A 14,891-nucleotide genomic window follows, 5' to 3' on the forward strand; every position below is an offset into this window, starting at 1 on the left:
GAAATGAAATGCCCGATTTTTTTATTATACCCGCTATTGTTGTTGGGGTACTCATTGTATTAGGTTTAGCTTTCTGGGCGCGTTATAAGACCGTGAGTCCAGATGAAGCGATGCTGGTTACTGGTTCGTTTCTAGGTTCACGTAACGCCAGCACGGACGAATCTGGCCGTAAAGTAAAAATCATTAGGGGCGGAGGAGCCTTTATCCTGCCTATTTTTCAAAAGGCTGAGTTCCTGTCCTTGCTGTCGCATAAGCTTGATGTGTCAACACCGGAGGTATATACGGAGCAAGGCGTACCCGTGATGGCAGACGGCGTCGCCATCATAAAAATTGGCGGTGCGGTGGAGGATGTGGCGACAGCAGCTGAACAATTTTTAGGAAAACCGACCGAAGCGCTCAAAGGCGAGGCCCAGGAGGTTCTGGAAGGGCACTTGCGCGCCATATTAGGTTCAATGACCGTAGAAGAGGTTTACCGTAACCGCGATAAGTTCGCGCAAGAAGTGCAGGGCGTTGCGGCAAAGGATTTGAAGAAGATGGGACTGCAAATCGTGTCTTTTACAATAAAGGACTTGCGAGATAAGCACGGATACTTAGATGCGCTCGGTAAGCCGAGAATTGCAGCAGTTAAGAGGGATGCGGAGATTGCGGAAGCCGAAGCGGTGCGGGATGCCAGAATCCAGAAAGCGCTCGCGGCGGAAGCTGGCCAGAAAGCGGAGCTTGTGCGCGATACCAACATAGCCGAAGCAGAGAAAGAGAAGGAAATGAAGGTGGCTTCGTTTAAGCGCGATCAGGATACGGCCAAAGCGGAAGCGGATCAGGCCTATGCGATCCAAGAAGCCCGTGCGAAGCAAAGCGTTGTCGAAGAGCAGATGAAGGTTGAGCTTGTGCGTAAAGAACGCGAAATTGATCTGGAAGCAAAGGAAATATTGCGTCGTGAGAAGCAGTATGATGCCGAAGTGAAGAAGAAAGCCGATGCCGACCGTTATGCGGTTGAGCAAGCGGCAGAAGCGAATAAAGCAAAGCTGCTGCGTGAAGCCGATGCGCTTCAATATCGCATTGAAGCAGAAGCGAAAGCGCATGCGGCTCAGAAACGTTTGGACGGATTGGCTGTTGCGGAAGCAGAGAGAGCGAAGGGGACAGCGGAAGCCGATGTTATCCGACTCCGCGGCTTAGCTGAAGCGGAAGCAAAAGAAAAGCTGGCGGAAGCCTTCGAGAAGTTTGGCGAAGCAGCAGTGCTTGATATTATTGTAAAAATGCTGCCTGAGCTTGCCGGGAAAGTAGCGGAACCGATCAGCAATATCGATAAGCTGACCGTCGTAGATACGGGTAACGGGGAGGGCGCTGCGCGTCTCAGCAATTATGTTACTTCATTAATGTCTACCGCACCGGAAATGCTGAAGAGCGTATCCGGCATAGACGTGAACGCATTAATCAAAGGGCTTACCTCCAAAGCAGTGCAAGCGCAAGCCGGCAGCAATCGTCCGACAGAAATCAGCGCTGCGCCCAAATTGCCTGATCTTACATCCTGATCCTGTTTATAACATAAAAAAAACCTTGAACCAAATGGTTCAAGGTTTTTTCGTTTATTAACGGCTGTAGAACTCGACGATTTGTTTCTCGTCGATATCTTGGGAAAGCTCGCCGCGGTCAGGAAGACGAATGAACTTGCCTTCCAATGCTTGATCGTTGAACTCCAAGTAGTTTGGAAGGTGATGACGGCCTTCCATAGCTTCTTTGATTGTTCTTAGGCTGCGGCTGCGCTCACGCAAACCGATTACATCGCCAAGAGATACGCTGTAAGAAGCAATATCCACTTTCTTGCCGTTTACAGTTACGTGACCATGGGATACCAACTGACGAGCTCCTGCACGGGAGTTGGAAAGGCCAAGACGGTAAACGAGGTTGTCAAGACGGCTTTCAAGGAGGCCCATGAAGTTTTCACCGGCTTTACCTTTCATTTTTGCCGCTTTGTCAAACAAGTTGCGGAATTGTTTTTCGTTCAAACCGTACATGTGGCGAAGCTTTTGTTTCTCTTGCAATTGAACGCCATAACCGCTCATTTTTTTGCGTTGGTTAGGGCCGTGTTGACCTGGTGGAAATGCGCGTTTTGCAAGTTCTTTACCTGTGCCGCTCAAAGAGATTCCAAGGCGACGGCTTAGTTTAAATTTAGGTCCTGTATAACGTGACATACGTAATATTAACTCCTTCATCAAATAAATTTGTGAATGGGGTTGTGTTTCGCCGAATACGTTCAACGTCCGAGCATGCTCGTCCCTGATAGGCTAGTCAGCCGCTGGCCTACAGTGAACGTATTTCCTGAGGGTGACACAAAACCGTACGCCCATCTATTCATCAATAAATAATATATGAAATAGATAGTCGTTGTCAAGGTAAACACTTGAATTTTTATGAGAGGCAAAGGGCATCAAAAGTCCTATATTTTATGGACATCCTAGTGCAAATTTCTTAAAAATGGAGTATGATGGTTGTAATATTAAGCGAAAAAAGGAAGCTCATCTCCTTGGTTGACGGATGGAAGGGTTGGGGCTGCATGGTTGATCAAATAAATAGCAATTTTGCCTATCGTAAAACATCAAGAATTGTAGATACATCAGCAGAATCACAACCGGTTTGGTTCATTCATGAAGATATTCATGATGCGGACGAGCCGATGCTATCCCCATTGTTCCGTGCCAGCTTTGATCAATGGGTAAACGAAGCGGCAGGGCTGGCTTCATTCGAGGCAGGTGAGTTTCTACTATACAATAGAGAAGCTGAGGAAATAGCCTCTGCCGGTTTGCAGCAAAGAGAAACGTATCGAAATGCTAGGGAAAAGCTTAGTACGCTTGTTCGCAGCGTTATCATCGGCGGAGATCCGTGCGTAAAAGAAGAAGAAGGCTTTTTTATAGCAGCCGTACCTGTATGCAGGCGAAACGACGGTTCGGTTTTTTGTGTATTTGCGTATATGTCATCCATTGAAAAGCAGCCGGAACTAATGCAGACGCAATTGTGCTCCATGCATTTTCGAAGCTGCTTTTACCGTAATTTCGAACAGCTTTATGTCAAAGATTTGCTCCTGCAGCAGCAGCGGGCAGAGATGGACGCCAAAAGAAAAGATGCTTTATTCCAAGCGTCAAAGCGGCTTTTTGATCAAATCGATGTTGCCTCCGTGCTGTCGGAATTGTTGCTCAGCTTAGAACAGCTGTATCCGGACTCCGAGGTTCATTTGTATTTGTCGCAAGATCATTTGAACGGTGATCCGCGCGTGAAGCCGCTAGTTTTCAAAAATGCGGAGCATGATTTAGTTGCCAAAGCGTTCTTGAACGGAAAGTCAGTGACGGAGCATGATCGCGACGGCACGCTTCGGCTCGCGGTGCCGATGACCGGCAAGCAAGCAGCATATGGTGTGCTTTGCATGTCGATTGGTCCGGGTTTATGGGACGAAGCCGACCTGCCGGCTTTTCTGTTGCTAGCGGATACGTCGGGCTCGGCTTTCGAGAATGCGAAGCTGTACGAGCAGTCCAATTTGCTAATTAACGAGCTTCGTCTTATCAATGAACTTACGAAACGATTGAACCAATCGCTGAAGCTCAAAGAAATCTTTCAATTTGCCACAAGCGAGCTTTTGACGATATTTGATGCGGATTATTGCTGCGTATTGCAGCTTAACAAAGAAAAGAATCAATTCATTGTCATGTCTAGCAATTTTCCTTCCATTAAAAACGAACAGTTCTCACCGGATTATGGCTTTTGCGGAATGGTTTATCGCACGCGGGAGCCTTTAATCATATCTGATTATTGGCATACTCGGGTCGTCACCTCCATGTTAATGGACAATACGAGCTCAAGATCGCTTATTGCAGCGCCGATTATGGTTGATGGTGAGGTTGTTGGCGTCATCCTGGTTACACACAAAACGCCAAATTTCTTCTCGTACGAAAATTATAAATTGCTTCAAGTGATGAGTACGCATATCGGGCTGGCGGTAACGAATGCGTCGCTGCATGCCGAAGTGCGAAGGATGGTTATAACCGATAATTTAACCGGCCTTCATGCCCGTCATTATCTCAATGAACAGATCCAAAGCCGTCAGCGGAAGGATCCGTTTGGATCGCTTATCCTTGTTGATATTGATCTCTTTAAACGTGTGAACGACACGTACGGCCACCAGGTGGGGGATCGGATTCTCATTCAAGTGAGCGACATCATTAGGGGCGCCATTCGAAACGGAGACATCGCGGCACGCTGGGGCGGCGAGGAGCTTGCCATTTACCTGCCAGGCATAAGAGCCGAGCAAGCCTACCGTATTGCGGAGCGGATCAGACAGCATGTCGAGCAAGAGACCGATCCAGTCGTAACCGTATCCTGCGGAGTGTCTGAGTGGACCTTTGAGGATGATAAAATAAGCGTGGAATCATTGTTTTACCGTGCGGACATGGCTCTTTACGATGCGAAAAACAATGGAAGAAACTGTATTTTCGTAGGCCAAAGCTAAGCTGACCCGATTAAAGCCTTATAAGGAAAAGGATGCCAATCCAGGCATCCTTTTCTTTTTGCTTTGGATGGGAATAAGGAGCTGTCCGGATTGGGAATATACTAGTGAATAGGATGGACGGGGGGCAGATTTATGAGGCAAAGGCATAAAAAGCCGGCAGCTGCGGTATTATTCGCATTGACGCTGTTCATAGCCGGATGCGGAATGATCGGCGATCAGCGAACGCCGGAGGAATGGCTGTCTTTATCATATTCGGGGCTCGCAGCAACGGATCAATACGCTTTTACGGGATCGATGAGCATCAAGACGGAGGACGGTTTGGCTTTTAAACCTGAAACCTTCGAAGGAAAGGTCATTGATCATCAGCAGTTGACGCTGCAAACGAACAGCGCGGACCCGCTGCACTGGAATCCTGTGCAAGTATTAGAAACGCTTAACCAAACGAATGAAAACGTGCGTATAGCAGCTGCTGGTAACGATCCCGACACGGTTACGCTGATCATTAAGGAGTCGGCCAGCGTATCCAAGGAAAGATGGAGAGAGCGGCTGAACATGCAGCTTGATCAGCTCATGGCCAATAGGCCGGCAGAGGATCGTCCGTACCATCAGGAATGGACGGAGGAATTTTCGCGATCCCGCAAGCAATTAGACGATATGCTTGCTTCTCTGCAGGCAGATACGGAGTACGAGCTGATTATAGACAGGGATCGTTTGCTTCCGCTAAAAATGGAGGAGAAAACTTCGTTTCGTTATCGTAACGAGCAAAAGCCTTATTCGGAAACGAGATTCACCACGGTCCGCTTTCAGTCGTTCAACGGCGCTTCAAGCGAGTCTGTTCAGCAGAAGCGAAAACATGTTACGATAGATTAGCTCGTCGTTGAAAACGGGATGAAGCAATGGATAGAAGGAGAGGTTATCGACATGCGCGATCCAAGATTGCAAAAGCTGGCACAAAATTTAGTCGAATATTCAATCGATGTCCAGCCAGGTGAAAATGTTTTGCTTGACATGATCGGTTCCGATCGAGAACTGACAAAATGCCTTATCGAAGAGGTCGCTAAGCGAGGCGGCAGGCCGTTTGTAGAAACGAGTGACCGTTCGGTTCTTCGTACCTTGCTGAAGCATGCCTCTAAAGAGCAAATGGAGCTTTGGTCTGCGCTTGATCTTGAGCGGATGAAAAATATGCAGGGCTACATTGCCGTTCGTGCAGGAGACAACGTGAATGAGCTTGCAGGCGTGCCTGAAGCGAATATGCGATTATACGATCAAGTCTACAGAAACCCCGTACATACGGAGCAGCGCGTTAAAAAAACAAAATGGGTCGTTTTGCGTTATCCGAACGCATCGATGGCACAGCTTGCCAATATGAGCACGGAAGCGTTTGAGGATTTCTACTTCGATGTATGCAATTTGGATTATGCGAAAATGGACCAAGCGATGGATCCGCTCCAGGCGTTGATGGAAAAAACGGATCGCGTCCGGATCGTCTCGCCGGGTACGGATTTAAGCTTCTCGATTAAAAACATCGGAGCTAAGAAATGCTCCGGACACCGCAATATTCCCGATGGCGAAGTGTTCTCGGCACCCGTTCGCGATTCCGTTCAGGGCAAAATTACGTATAACGCGCCTAGCGTCTATTCGGGCGTTACGTTTCAAAATATCGCGCTGACGTTCGAAAACGGGAAAATCGTGAAAGCAGAAAGCAATGACACGGCTCGTTTGAACGAGATTTTAGATATGGACGAGGGAGCCCGTTATATCGGCGAGTTTGCCATCGGCTTTAATCCGCATATTTTGCATCCGATGAATGATATTTTATTCGATGAGAAAATTGCAGGCAGCCTGCATTTTACACCGGGCCAGGCTTACGAGGAAACGGATAACGGCAACCGGTCCGCCGTCCACTGGGATTTGGTGCTTATTCAGCGTCCGGAGTACGGAGGCGGTGAAATTTATTTCGATGATGTGCTCATCCGTAAGGACGGCGTTTTCGTAATTCCCGAGCTGGAAGGTTTAAATGCGGAAAATTTACAATAAGTAATAATTAATCACGATTTTTCTTTGTAATAAATGGAAAATAAAGCGTTTTTCATTTTACCTCTTGCTGGATACTCCTTTTCGGGTTATCATGGTGACAAAGGTAAGCTTTACTAAATTAACTGGAGGGATTTCCCATGTCTAACAATGCAGCTATCGTAGAAATTTCCCAAACGGCTAGCCAATTCACTTCGTCCATCGTTCTGCAAGCCGAGAGCAAATATATCGATGTAAAAAGCATCCTCGGACTCTTCACGACATTGGTAGGCGGACATGCGTACGAATTGCATGTACATGGTCCAGACGCTGAAGAAGCAAAAACAGCAATGGCTAATGTATTTGCTAAACACAACTTGAACGTGAACGTTATCACGGATTAGTAGGAACATAAGTTTCCTGTTGGGCACCTCTTCATTATTGAAGGGGTGCTTTTCTGTTTTGACCTTGTATAATCCCTCTTTTTCGTCTAATATAAAGGGTATAGAAGACGGCGGATACGCGCACAGGGGGGAAAACGATGTCTTCACCGGAAATTACGGTACAATTGCATGAGAAAGCGCTTCGTCTCCTTCAGGAAGATGCGAGTAAAATAGAAAAGCTAATCGAAGTCCAGATGGAAAACTTGACTACACGTCAATGTCCCCTGTACGAAGAAGTGCTGGATACGCAAATGTATGGATTCTCGCGAGAGGTTGACTTTGCTGTTCGCGCAGGGCTCATAGCAGAGCTGGCAGGTAAGGAAATTGTAAGTAGGCTAGAGCGAAATTTAGCTATGCTATACGAAGCATTAGAAAAAAAAGAGTAGACTCCTAATGGAGGCTACTCTTTTTTTATTTGTAATCTTAAGCTTACAGCGACTGGTTATACGAGATAGAAGGCAATGCCTAGAATGACATAAACCATTAATAGCAGTACGCCTTCGTACCAGTTCGTCTGACCGTCGCGCGAAACCGATTTGGCGATAAAAACGGATACGCCGATGGCGGTCAGTTCAATCGGCGTAAATACGATATCCATCGTGTTGCCGAACATAGCGCTGACAAGAATGAGCACAGGCGCTACAAACAATGCGATTTGCAAGCTGCTGCCGATGGCAATTTCGACGGCTGCGCCGATCTTGTTTTTCATTGCCAAAATGACAGCGGCGCTATGCTCTGCGGCATTACCGACGATCGCAATGACAAATGCGCCTATAAACAGCTCAGATAGTCCAAATTGCTCGCTGAATGCGTCTAGGGTATGTACGAGCCACTCACTTACGAAAGCTACCATAACGGTCGCTAGAACGAGGAACAAAATGGATTTTCCTTTGGACCAGGCCGGCTCCTCGCCGTGGTCGGCGTTCATAACCTCATCGGAAAGCATATCCTTGTGGGTAACCATGGAGAATAAAAGCCACAAGATATAAGAGACAATCAGGATGCCCGCAACCGCAAGACTCAGAAACTGATCTTTTTCAATCGAGAACTTTTCTGATACGACGAATACGGCTGGCACGAACAGTCCGATAACGGCCATAACCATAAGCGTAGAGTTATGATCGGCCAGTCGGTTGTTAAAGCGCTGCTCCTTGTACTTTAGCCCCCCAAGTAAAATACTTAGTCCAAGCACGAGTAAAAGGTTACCGATAATCGCGCCCGTCAAGCTTGCCTTCACCATGGCAAACTGCTGCTCTTTTATCAGGAATATCGCGATAATGAGCTCTGCGGCGTTGCCGAAGGTTGCATTTAGGAAACCGCCAAGCCGTTGTCCGGCATAATGGGCGACACTCTCGGTTGCTTTACCGAGGAAACCGGCCACAAAGATGATGGCGATCGCTGAAATGATGAACTGCAGCGTGTTGTTCCAGTGGGCGAAATGCCCGATCGCACTAAGCAGAAACATAGTAATTAACCCGGAGAAAAACAATTTTTGGTTCATTCTGAACACCTCTTTACGATATGCTGAAAACCTGTTAATACTATAGCGGAAATCAACTGTCATGTAAACTTTGCCAAAAGACAATTCTTCTGCGATGCATGCCACTGCGAAAAAGCAGGGCAATTAAGGAAAACCTTTTCCTTATACATAAACCATTTTATGAATGCTTTAACAAAAGCTTTTTACGACTCTACTTTGCTGTGGTAATGTCCGTCTGCTATAATAAGCCTATATGGCAAATTGAGGAGTGAGTCACATGACCGAAGAACTTCAAACAGGTCTTATCCGAATCTCTGATGATGTTGTAGCAACGATAGCTGGACTCGCAGCACTTGAAACACCGGGCATTGCGGCAATGTCAGGCGGCATTTCCGAAGGACTCGCTAAACGGTTGAGCGGAAAGAACGTGCAGAAGGGCGTTTCTGTTGAAGTCGGGACTACGGAGGCGGCAATTGATCTTCGTATTATTGTTCATTATGGCATTCCGATTCAAGAGGTTTGCCGTCAGCTTCAACTGAACGTACGTGAATCTGTTGAAAACATGACTGGCCTGCATGTCGTAGAAGTGAATGTGAAGGTGGAGGGCGTCGCCTTCAAAGAGGAAGAAATCGATGATTTGCAGCAGCAGCAGCAGCGTTTGAAGTAATGAATGGTAATGCTTTTAGGCACTAGCAGCAAAAAGGACCTCTTACAAGGAAGAGGTCCTCAGGCTGTCGAGAAAGTCTCGACAGTCTTCTTTTTGTTTAATTAATTTAACACGACACCGCGTTAATACAGTATAATTATAGTAATTAAAACGAACGGATGGTGTCGTGATGCTGCGTACTAATCGAGATAAGCAACAAAATTACGAATTGGTTTCCATTGAGGAGCTAGTGCCCTCTGATCATATGCTTCGCAAGATCGATAAGCACATCGATTTCACCTTTATCGATGAGAAGGTTCGCCATCTTTATTCGCAGGATAACGGTCGTCCAGCTATTGACCCGCTTGTTCTCTTCAAAATGATCTTTCTAGGCTATTTCTATGGCATACGTTCCGAACGCCAACTTGAACGTGAAGTTCAGACTAATTTGGCTTATCGTTGGTTTTTAGGACTTGGGCTAACCGATCGCGTTCCAGACCACACCACGATCAGTTGGAATCGTCGTACGCGTTTTAAGGATACCTCTGTCTTCCAGGACATCTTTGATGAGATCGTGCTGCAAGCCATCTCTCACCGTATGATTGGCGGCCGTGTGTTGGTATCCGACTCCACGCACGTGAAAGCGAATGCGAATAAAAACAAATATACAAAAGAGCAGGTTCAGCAGAACACAAGGGATTATTTGGATGAACTGAACTCGGCAATTGAAACCGACCGTAAAGCGCAAGGAAAAAAGCTCTAAAACCACGAGAGGAGGTGAACGAAGACAAGGAAGTGAAGGTCAGTACAACAGACCCGGACAGCGGATATATGTTTCGGGAAGGCAAGCCGGAAGGCTTCTTTTATCTGGACCATCGTACCGTCGATGTGAAGTGCAACCTCATTACTGATGTTTTCGTAACCGCAGGAAATGTTCACGATTCCGTGCCGTACCTCTCTCGATTAGATCGTCAGCGTAAACGTTTTGGTTTTGCAGTTGAAGCAGTCGCACTTGATTCTGGTTATATGACGACCCCGATTTGCAAGGGACTTGAAGACCGCAACATTTATGGTGTTATTGCGCACCGCAGATTTCAACCGACACAAGGGTTATATCCCAAATGGAAATTTACATATGATGCCGAACGGAACTTGTATATTTGTCCCCAGCAACAAAAATTGCCTTACCGAACGACAGACCGACACGGATACCGACACTATGCTTCGGATCCGAAGATCTGTGCAGCATGTCCCATGCTAGAAAAGTGTACGCGCTCACGTAACAAGCGTAAGATCGTCACCCGGCACATCTGGGAGGACAGTAAAGAGCAAGTACGATTAAACCGCTTAAGCAAGTCGGGCAAAAGATTGTACCGAAAACGAAAAGAAACGATTGAGCGAAGCTTCGCGGATGCTAAACAGCTCCACGGGTTTCGCTATTGCCGGTTGCGCGGGTTAAACAACGTAATGGAACAAGCGTTGATGACCGCCGCCGTGCAGAACATGAAGAAGATCGCCCTCCACTTGGAACGGAGGGCGTGAGAGGTTTAAACCCTCTGTTTCTCACGAAAAGAGAAGATAAAAAACAAAAGAGAAACCCGTCGTTTTGAAAAAACGTGGGTTTCTCTACAAGCTGAGGACCTCTTACAAGGAAGAGGTCCTTTTTGTTGCCGTAGTGGTTCTACGATTGCTGGCAGTATTCGTGCTTTTGTTCTCAGCTTTGTTTGATTCTCTGGAAACGCTCAGCAGGACTCCCATACACATAAGACATACGAGCAGCGATGAACCGCCGTAACTAATGAATGGAAGGGTGACGCCTGTCATAGGTATGGCCTTCGTAACGCCGCCAATGTTGATAAACGCTTGGATGGCGAACAAACTGACGATACCTACGCCAACGATAGTTCCATACTGATCGGGACATCGCAAGGCGACAATAAGGCCACGCCACAAAAACAGTAAATAAACGAGCAAGAAAATCGTGCTTCCGATAAAGCCAAATTCTTCCCCAATGATTGAAAAAATAAAATCATTGTAAGCATACTTTAAATAATGCAGCTTCTGAACGCTCTCCCCGAAGCCGGTCCCCGTTATCCCTCCGTGTCCAAGCGCCTGAAGCGATGAAAGCAGTTGCCAGCCTGAGCCTAAAGGATCGGCAAGAGGGTCCGTGTAGGCTGTGAACCGATCGATTCTATACTGCCAGCCTTTTGGATCGATAGCCATCCAAATGCTTACCGCAGCAGCAGCAAGTACAGTGAGAACGGATCCTGCTACAAAAATGTGCTTTAAGTTCGCACCGCCTGCCAAAATCATAATCCCGGCAAACGATGCAATGACAAGGCAGGAGCCCAAATCAGGCTGCATCATGATGAGGGTGCAAATAAAACCGACAATGATGATGACAGGCAGCAGGCCTTTTTTGAAATCCCGGAACTTTTCATCCTTCTTGGAGATCAGCGCGCCAAGATACAGGATGAGCGCGAGTTTGGCCAGTTCAGTCGGTTGTAACCCAAGTGTACCGATATTGAACCAGCTTCTAGCGCCGTTAATGGACTGGCTGAAAGGAACGATCATCAGCATGATGATGACCGGGATAAACAAGAGCATGAACGATTTCCTGTACACTTGATATCGCAGGTTCATCATGAAAAGCATGATGAATGTACCCATTGCAGCAAAAATGAACTGTCGTTTAATGAAGTACAGTGAATCATCAAAGGAAACTTTTGCAACGCTTGAGCTTGCGCTGAATACCATCACAAGTCCAAAGCCTACGAGCAGAAGAGTCAAAATGAGAAGCAGAAAGTCCGGTCTTCCTCGGCTTCCGTTCTGCGTGGCTTTCATGTGACCACCGTTACGCTAGCAGTTGTTTCAATTGCTGAAGTCGTTGCGTTGCCGTATTCAAGATTGGCTGCGGTACCGGAGATTCATATTCAAGGCCATGCGGGAATGTGGAGCGACCGATGTAGACGGATTCAATAACGAGCACGGCATGAGGCGATTCAAGCTTACCTTCGACTGCACGCGTATTAATTCTCAAGTAATAATCGGAGCCGCTCGTGCGATCTTCTAGTTTCAAATCGTATGTAGCGCGATAGTATTCCCATTGCCAACGGACAAAGCCGACTTTTTCAGCAGATTCGTCTAAATGGTCAAGTTCGCTTTTAACACCGTTTAAGCCGGTATTTTCAATAATCATGGTAGTTCCTCCCAAAGGTTTTGTGAAGCAAAACTGACTTCGCAAGCATATGCTTCCAATTCAAAAGACAGAGTTGTACATTCTTTTCTCATGATAGTATGTTTCCCCAGCAAGCGCAACCCTTACTCCCGTCCATGAGCGTCCTCAAAAGTGACATTTTGAAGAAATGTAGGTTTCGAGCGTATTCCAAGCGTTGTAAGCTTCCTTAATAAGGACTTCTTCTGGTAAACTAGATGATATGATCTCCTGCGTTGGAAGCGGGGACTTTCGGATGCGCGATGATTGCTTCCATGCATTAGGCGCGTCAATTCGTTTCAGAAAATGTTAGGGGGTTTGCGATTTGCAGACAGAAGATATCGTAGATCTGGAGTTAAAGAAGTTGTTTCCTAAAATGATAAAGTGGCGCAGGCATCTTCACCAATATCCGGAGCTTTCGTTCCATGAACGCGTAACATCGAGCTGGATTGCCAGCCAATTGAGCGAGCTCGGTATTGAAGTGCAGACCGGGGTTGGCGGACATGGGATCATTGCCGTCATAAGCGGCGATAAGCCGGGACCGGTGATTGCGCTGAGGGCAGATATCGATGCACTCCCTATACAGGATGAGAAAAAATGCGAATATGCTTCAAAGGTACCGAACGTCATGCATGCATGCGGCCACGATGCCCATACGGCTACAATGCTTGGCATCGCCTCCTATTATGCTGCTAACCGAGCCGAAATAAGCGGCGAACGGCGGTTATTGTTCCAGCCAGCGGAGGAGGTTACGCCGGGTGGCGCAAAGCCAATGATCGAGGACGGAGCGCTTGATGGCGCAGATGTCATCTACGGGGTGCATTTATGGACACCGCTCGCCCATGGCTTAGTTGCGTCTAAACCGGGACCATTCATGTCCGCAGCGGATGAGTTCGTTATCGATATCATCGGGAGGGGCGGTCATGGAGGTTTGCCGCATGAAGCGGTCGACGCTATCTTGATCGGTTCGAATCTTGTTCAATCCGTGCAATCGATTGTCAGCCGAAATGTGAACCCTCTGCATCCGGCCGTCGTTACGATCGGTTCATTCCAAGCAGGCTCAACCAATAATGTGATTGCAGAGCGCTGCAGACTGAAGGGCACGGTCCGATCTTTTGACGAGAAAACAAGAATGATGATCCATGCCCGTTTGGAGTCGTTGGTTGCGCATGTCTGCCAAATGCATGGCGCGGAATTCGATTACCAAATGAGAATCGGTTACCCGCCAGTCGTCAACGATGAAGAGGAAGCAGAGCGTTTCTTCAAGGTAAGCGGGGCATTGTTTGGAGAGGCTGCCGTTGTACGGTCGGAGGCGATCACAGTTGCAGAGGATTTTTCCTATTATTTGGAGAAAGTGCCAGGCTGCTTTATGTTTGTAGGCGCGGGCAACGAAAGCATCGGCGCCACCTATGCCCATCATCACCCGATGTTCGATATCGACGAGCAGGCGATGCAGCGTGCAGCTAGGCTGCTAATTGGAATGGCAGAGGACTACGCGCGCAGCAAAGATTAGATTGTTTAAGCTGAGTGGTACGGATCATGCAACGCCTATGGAATTAAAATGTTCATAAATGATGAGCAATTCATAAAAAAAGGCTTTCCATTGCGGTTCCATCCGCACCGGAAAGCCTTTTTTTATGTTAAGCCGGTCATCGCTGTTAATTATCCTCCCAGACGGATACCAGCTCGTTATATTGATTGTAGAGTTCAGCGGGATCGGACTCCTTGTTGCTCCAGATATTTGTTGCCCCCCATTGAAGCTGGCCCGCTTTCAAGGAGCTAGCCTCATCTGCAGAAGAGATGTACACTTTTTGCTGCGCGTCCAAAACGTACGATCCAAACGGATAGGTTTGATTGCCCCGTACACTGATAAGCTTCCAGCCATTGATGTTGATGGTCTCATTGGTCGTATTCGTTATAGTTACAAGCTCAGCTTGTTTGTCTACCTCGATAATAATGCCGCTTTTAGCCGCCTTCTTAACGGGGAAATCCGTATGATTGCTTTCTGAATCGATGCTCCAAAGACCCTTTTTTTCTTGCTTGGCTTGCTGCTCAATCTGCTTGTATGCGTTTTCCATCTTGACGTTAGGTTCAACGATAAGCACCTTCGCGAGACCGTTTTCCAGCAGCAGCTCATTTAATATCCGGCCATCCTTAAGTTCCACGACGGCCAGCGTACGTTCGAACCGGTCCTTCTGCTCTTTGTCGAAAGTGAGCCTTATCTCTTGTGATTCGCTTAAAATCTCTTGCGTAAAATCGGATGCCTCGGTTCCAAAAGCCTCAGGTTCGCTGTTAGGGCTTTGTGTTTCCGGCGTATCCACATAAAGCAGACGAACCGTTGTTTCATCAGAGCCGGTCTTGATTTTGAAGGTATCGCCATCTATAAAGCCAGTTACTTGATACCATTGGTTCGTTTGAATAACGTTCGATGAAAGCTCGGAAATGGCCGAACAGCCGGCAAGCGGCATGCAGATGAGCATGAGGAGAATGATAATAATTCTTTTCATAGATGTGTTACCTCCAGCCCAATATGCGGTCAAAATAAGAACTTCTTATTACTATAACACATTTTCCATTATAAAATCGCGCGAATATCACTG

General features: G+C 47.2%; 14 protein-coding genes. 9 read left to right on the forward strand and 5 right to left on the reverse strand.

Translation table 11 applies throughout. The annotated features are described in order from the left end of the window. The first annotated feature begins 8 nt into the window (after positions 1-8). A complete protein-coding gene (locus tag ACN6MW_RS27560; RefSeq protein WP_419872996.1) occupies positions 9-1,529 on the forward strand; it encodes a flotillin family protein in 1,521 nt (506 codons plus the stop codon). Positions 1,530-1,586: 57 nt separating this feature from the next. On the opposite strand, the gene rpsD is transcribed toward ACN6MW_RS27560, so the two are convergent. Then, a complete protein-coding gene (gene rpsD, locus ACN6MW_RS27565; RefSeq protein WP_419872997.1) occupies positions 1,587-2,189 on the reverse strand; it encodes a 30S ribosomal protein S4 in 603 nt (200 codons plus the stop codon). Positions 2,190-2,521: 332 nt separating this feature from the next. Here rpsD and ACN6MW_RS27570 point away from each other — a divergent pair, with 332 nt between their 5' ends. The 5 genes from ACN6MW_RS27570 (at position 2,522) to ACN6MW_RS27590 (ending at position 7,337) form a co-directional block, all read left to right on the forward strand. Then, complete coding sequence (locus ACN6MW_RS27570) at positions 2,522-4,495, forward strand: sensor domain-containing diguanylate cyclase (RefSeq protein ID WP_419872998.1); 1,974 nt, start codon at positions 2,522-2,524, stop codon at positions 4,493-4,495. A 132-nt stretch (positions 4,496-4,627) separates the two neighbouring features. After that, positions 4,628-5,365, forward strand: coding sequence for a hypothetical protein (locus ACN6MW_RS27575; RefSeq protein ID WP_419872999.1), 738 nt, complete (start codon positions 4,628-4,630; stop codon positions 5,363-5,365). Positions 5,366-5,416: 51 nt separating this feature from the next. After that, positions 5,417-6,532, forward strand: coding sequence for an aminopeptidase (locus ACN6MW_RS27580; RefSeq protein WP_419873000.1), 1,116 nt, complete (start codon positions 5,417-5,419; stop codon positions 6,530-6,532). A 137-nt stretch (positions 6,533-6,669) separates the two neighbouring features. Then, positions 6,670-6,912: an HPr family phosphocarrier protein gene (locus ACN6MW_RS27585; protein ID WP_183561958.1), complete on the forward strand. Its 243-nt coding sequence runs from the start codon at positions 6,670-6,672 to the stop codon at positions 6,910-6,912. Positions 6,913-7,049: 137 nt separating this feature from the next. Further along, positions 7,050-7,337, forward strand: a complete 288-nt coding sequence (locus tag ACN6MW_RS27590; protein ID WP_364140864.1) for a YlaN family protein — start codon at positions 7,050-7,052, stop codon at positions 7,335-7,337. 56 nt (positions 7,338-7,393) lie between these two features. Here the strand turns inward: ACN6MW_RS27590 and cax are convergent, their stop codons facing one another. Beyond that, complete coding sequence (cax, locus tag ACN6MW_RS27595; protein ID WP_419873001.1) at positions 7,394-8,452, reverse strand: calcium/proton exchanger; 1,059 nt, start codon at positions 8,450-8,452, stop codon at positions 7,394-7,396. 256 nt (positions 8,453-8,708) lie between these two features. Here cax and ACN6MW_RS27600 point away from each other — a divergent pair, with 256 nt between their 5' ends. Both ACN6MW_RS27600 and ACN6MW_RS27605 read left to right on the forward strand, forming a co-directional pair. Continuing rightward, entirely contained in the window at positions 8,709-9,098 is a 390-nt protein-coding gene (locus ACN6MW_RS27600) for an Asp23/Gls24 family envelope stress response protein (protein ID WP_419873002.1), read from the forward strand. Positions 9,099-9,267: 169 nt separating this feature from the next. Continuing rightward, positions 9,268-10,619 (forward strand): IS1182 family transposase gene (locus ACN6MW_RS27605; protein ID WP_419871355.1). Its coding sequence is split into 2 segments (ribosomal slippage): positions 9,268-9,835 and positions 9,835-10,619, totalling 1,353 coding nucleotides; the frame shifts between segments, so codons are not numbered across the junction. Between the two features lie 102 nt (positions 10,620-10,721). On the opposite strand, the gene ftsW is transcribed toward ACN6MW_RS27605, so the two are convergent. Then, positions 10,722-11,921 carry a putative lipid II flippase FtsW gene (ftsW, locus tag ACN6MW_RS27610; protein ID WP_419873003.1) on the reverse strand — a complete coding sequence of 400 codons (1,200 nt, stop codon included), beginning with the start codon at positions 11,919-11,921 and terminating at the stop codon, positions 10,722-10,724. A 10-nt stretch (positions 11,922-11,931) separates the two neighbouring features. Continuing rightward, a complete protein-coding gene (locus tag ACN6MW_RS27615) occupies positions 11,932-12,276 on the reverse strand; it encodes a YugN family protein (protein ID WP_419873004.1) in 345 nt (114 codons plus the stop codon). Between the two features lie 340 nt (positions 12,277-12,616). Between ACN6MW_RS27615 and ACN6MW_RS27620 the strand changes: the two genes are divergently transcribed. Then, complete coding sequence (locus ACN6MW_RS27620) at positions 12,617-13,804, forward strand: M20 family metallopeptidase (RefSeq protein ID WP_419873005.1); 1,188 nt, start codon at positions 12,617-12,619, stop codon at positions 13,802-13,804. Between the two features lie 145 nt (positions 13,805-13,949). Here the strand turns inward: ACN6MW_RS27620 and ACN6MW_RS27625 are convergent, their stop codons facing one another. Continuing rightward, entirely contained in the window at positions 13,950-14,798 is an 849-nt protein-coding gene (locus ACN6MW_RS27625; RefSeq protein WP_419873006.1) for a thermonuclease family protein, read from the reverse strand. Positions 14,799-14,891 lie beyond the last annotated feature (93 nt).

Origin of the sequence: Pristimantibacillus sp. PTI5 (assembly GCF_048572955.1) — a bacterium.
In the GTDB taxonomy this organism is placed as follows: Bacteria; Bacillota; Bacilli; order Paenibacillales; family Paenibacillaceae; genus Pristimantibacillus.

Coding starts and splice junctions, on each gene's coding strand:
- ACN6MW_RS27560 (WP_419872996.1), top strand. CDS start 9: ATGCCCGATTTTTTTATTATACCCGCTATTGTTGTTGGGGTACTCATT.
- rpsD (WP_419872997.1), bottom strand. CDS start 2,189: ATGTCACGTTATACAGGACCTAAATTTAAACTAAGCCGTCGCCTTGGA.
- ACN6MW_RS27575 (WP_419872999.1), top strand. CDS start 4,628: ATGAGGCAAAGGCATAAAAAGCCGGCAGCTGCGGTATTATTCGCATTG.
- ACN6MW_RS27580 (WP_419873000.1), top strand. CDS start 5,417: ATGCGCGATCCAAGATTGCAAAAGCTGGCACAAAATTTAGTCGAATAT.
- ACN6MW_RS27585 (WP_183561958.1), top strand. CDS start 6,670: ATGTCTAACAATGCAGCTATCGTAGAAATTTCCCAAACGGCTAGCCAA.
- ACN6MW_RS27590 (WP_364140864.1), top strand. CDS start 7,050: ATGTCTTCACCGGAAATTACGGTACAATTGCATGAGAAAGCGCTTCGT.
- cax (WP_419873001.1), bottom strand. CDS start 8,452: ATGAACCAAAAATTGTTTTTCTCCGGGTTAATTACTATGTTTCTGCTT.
- ACN6MW_RS27600 (WP_419873002.1), top strand. CDS start 8,709: ATGACCGAAGAACTTCAAACAGGTCTTATCCGAATCTCTGATGATGTT.
- ftsW (WP_419873003.1), bottom strand. CDS start 11,921: ATGAAAGCCACGCAGAACGGAAGCCGAGGAAGACCGGACTTTCTGCTT.
- ACN6MW_RS27615 (WP_419873004.1), bottom strand. CDS start 12,276: ATGATTATTGAAAATACCGGCTTAAACGGTGTTAAAAGCGAACTTGAC.
- ACN6MW_RS27625 (WP_419873006.1), bottom strand. CDS start 14,798: ATGAAAAGAATTATTATCATTCTCCTCATGCTCATCTGCATGCCGCTT.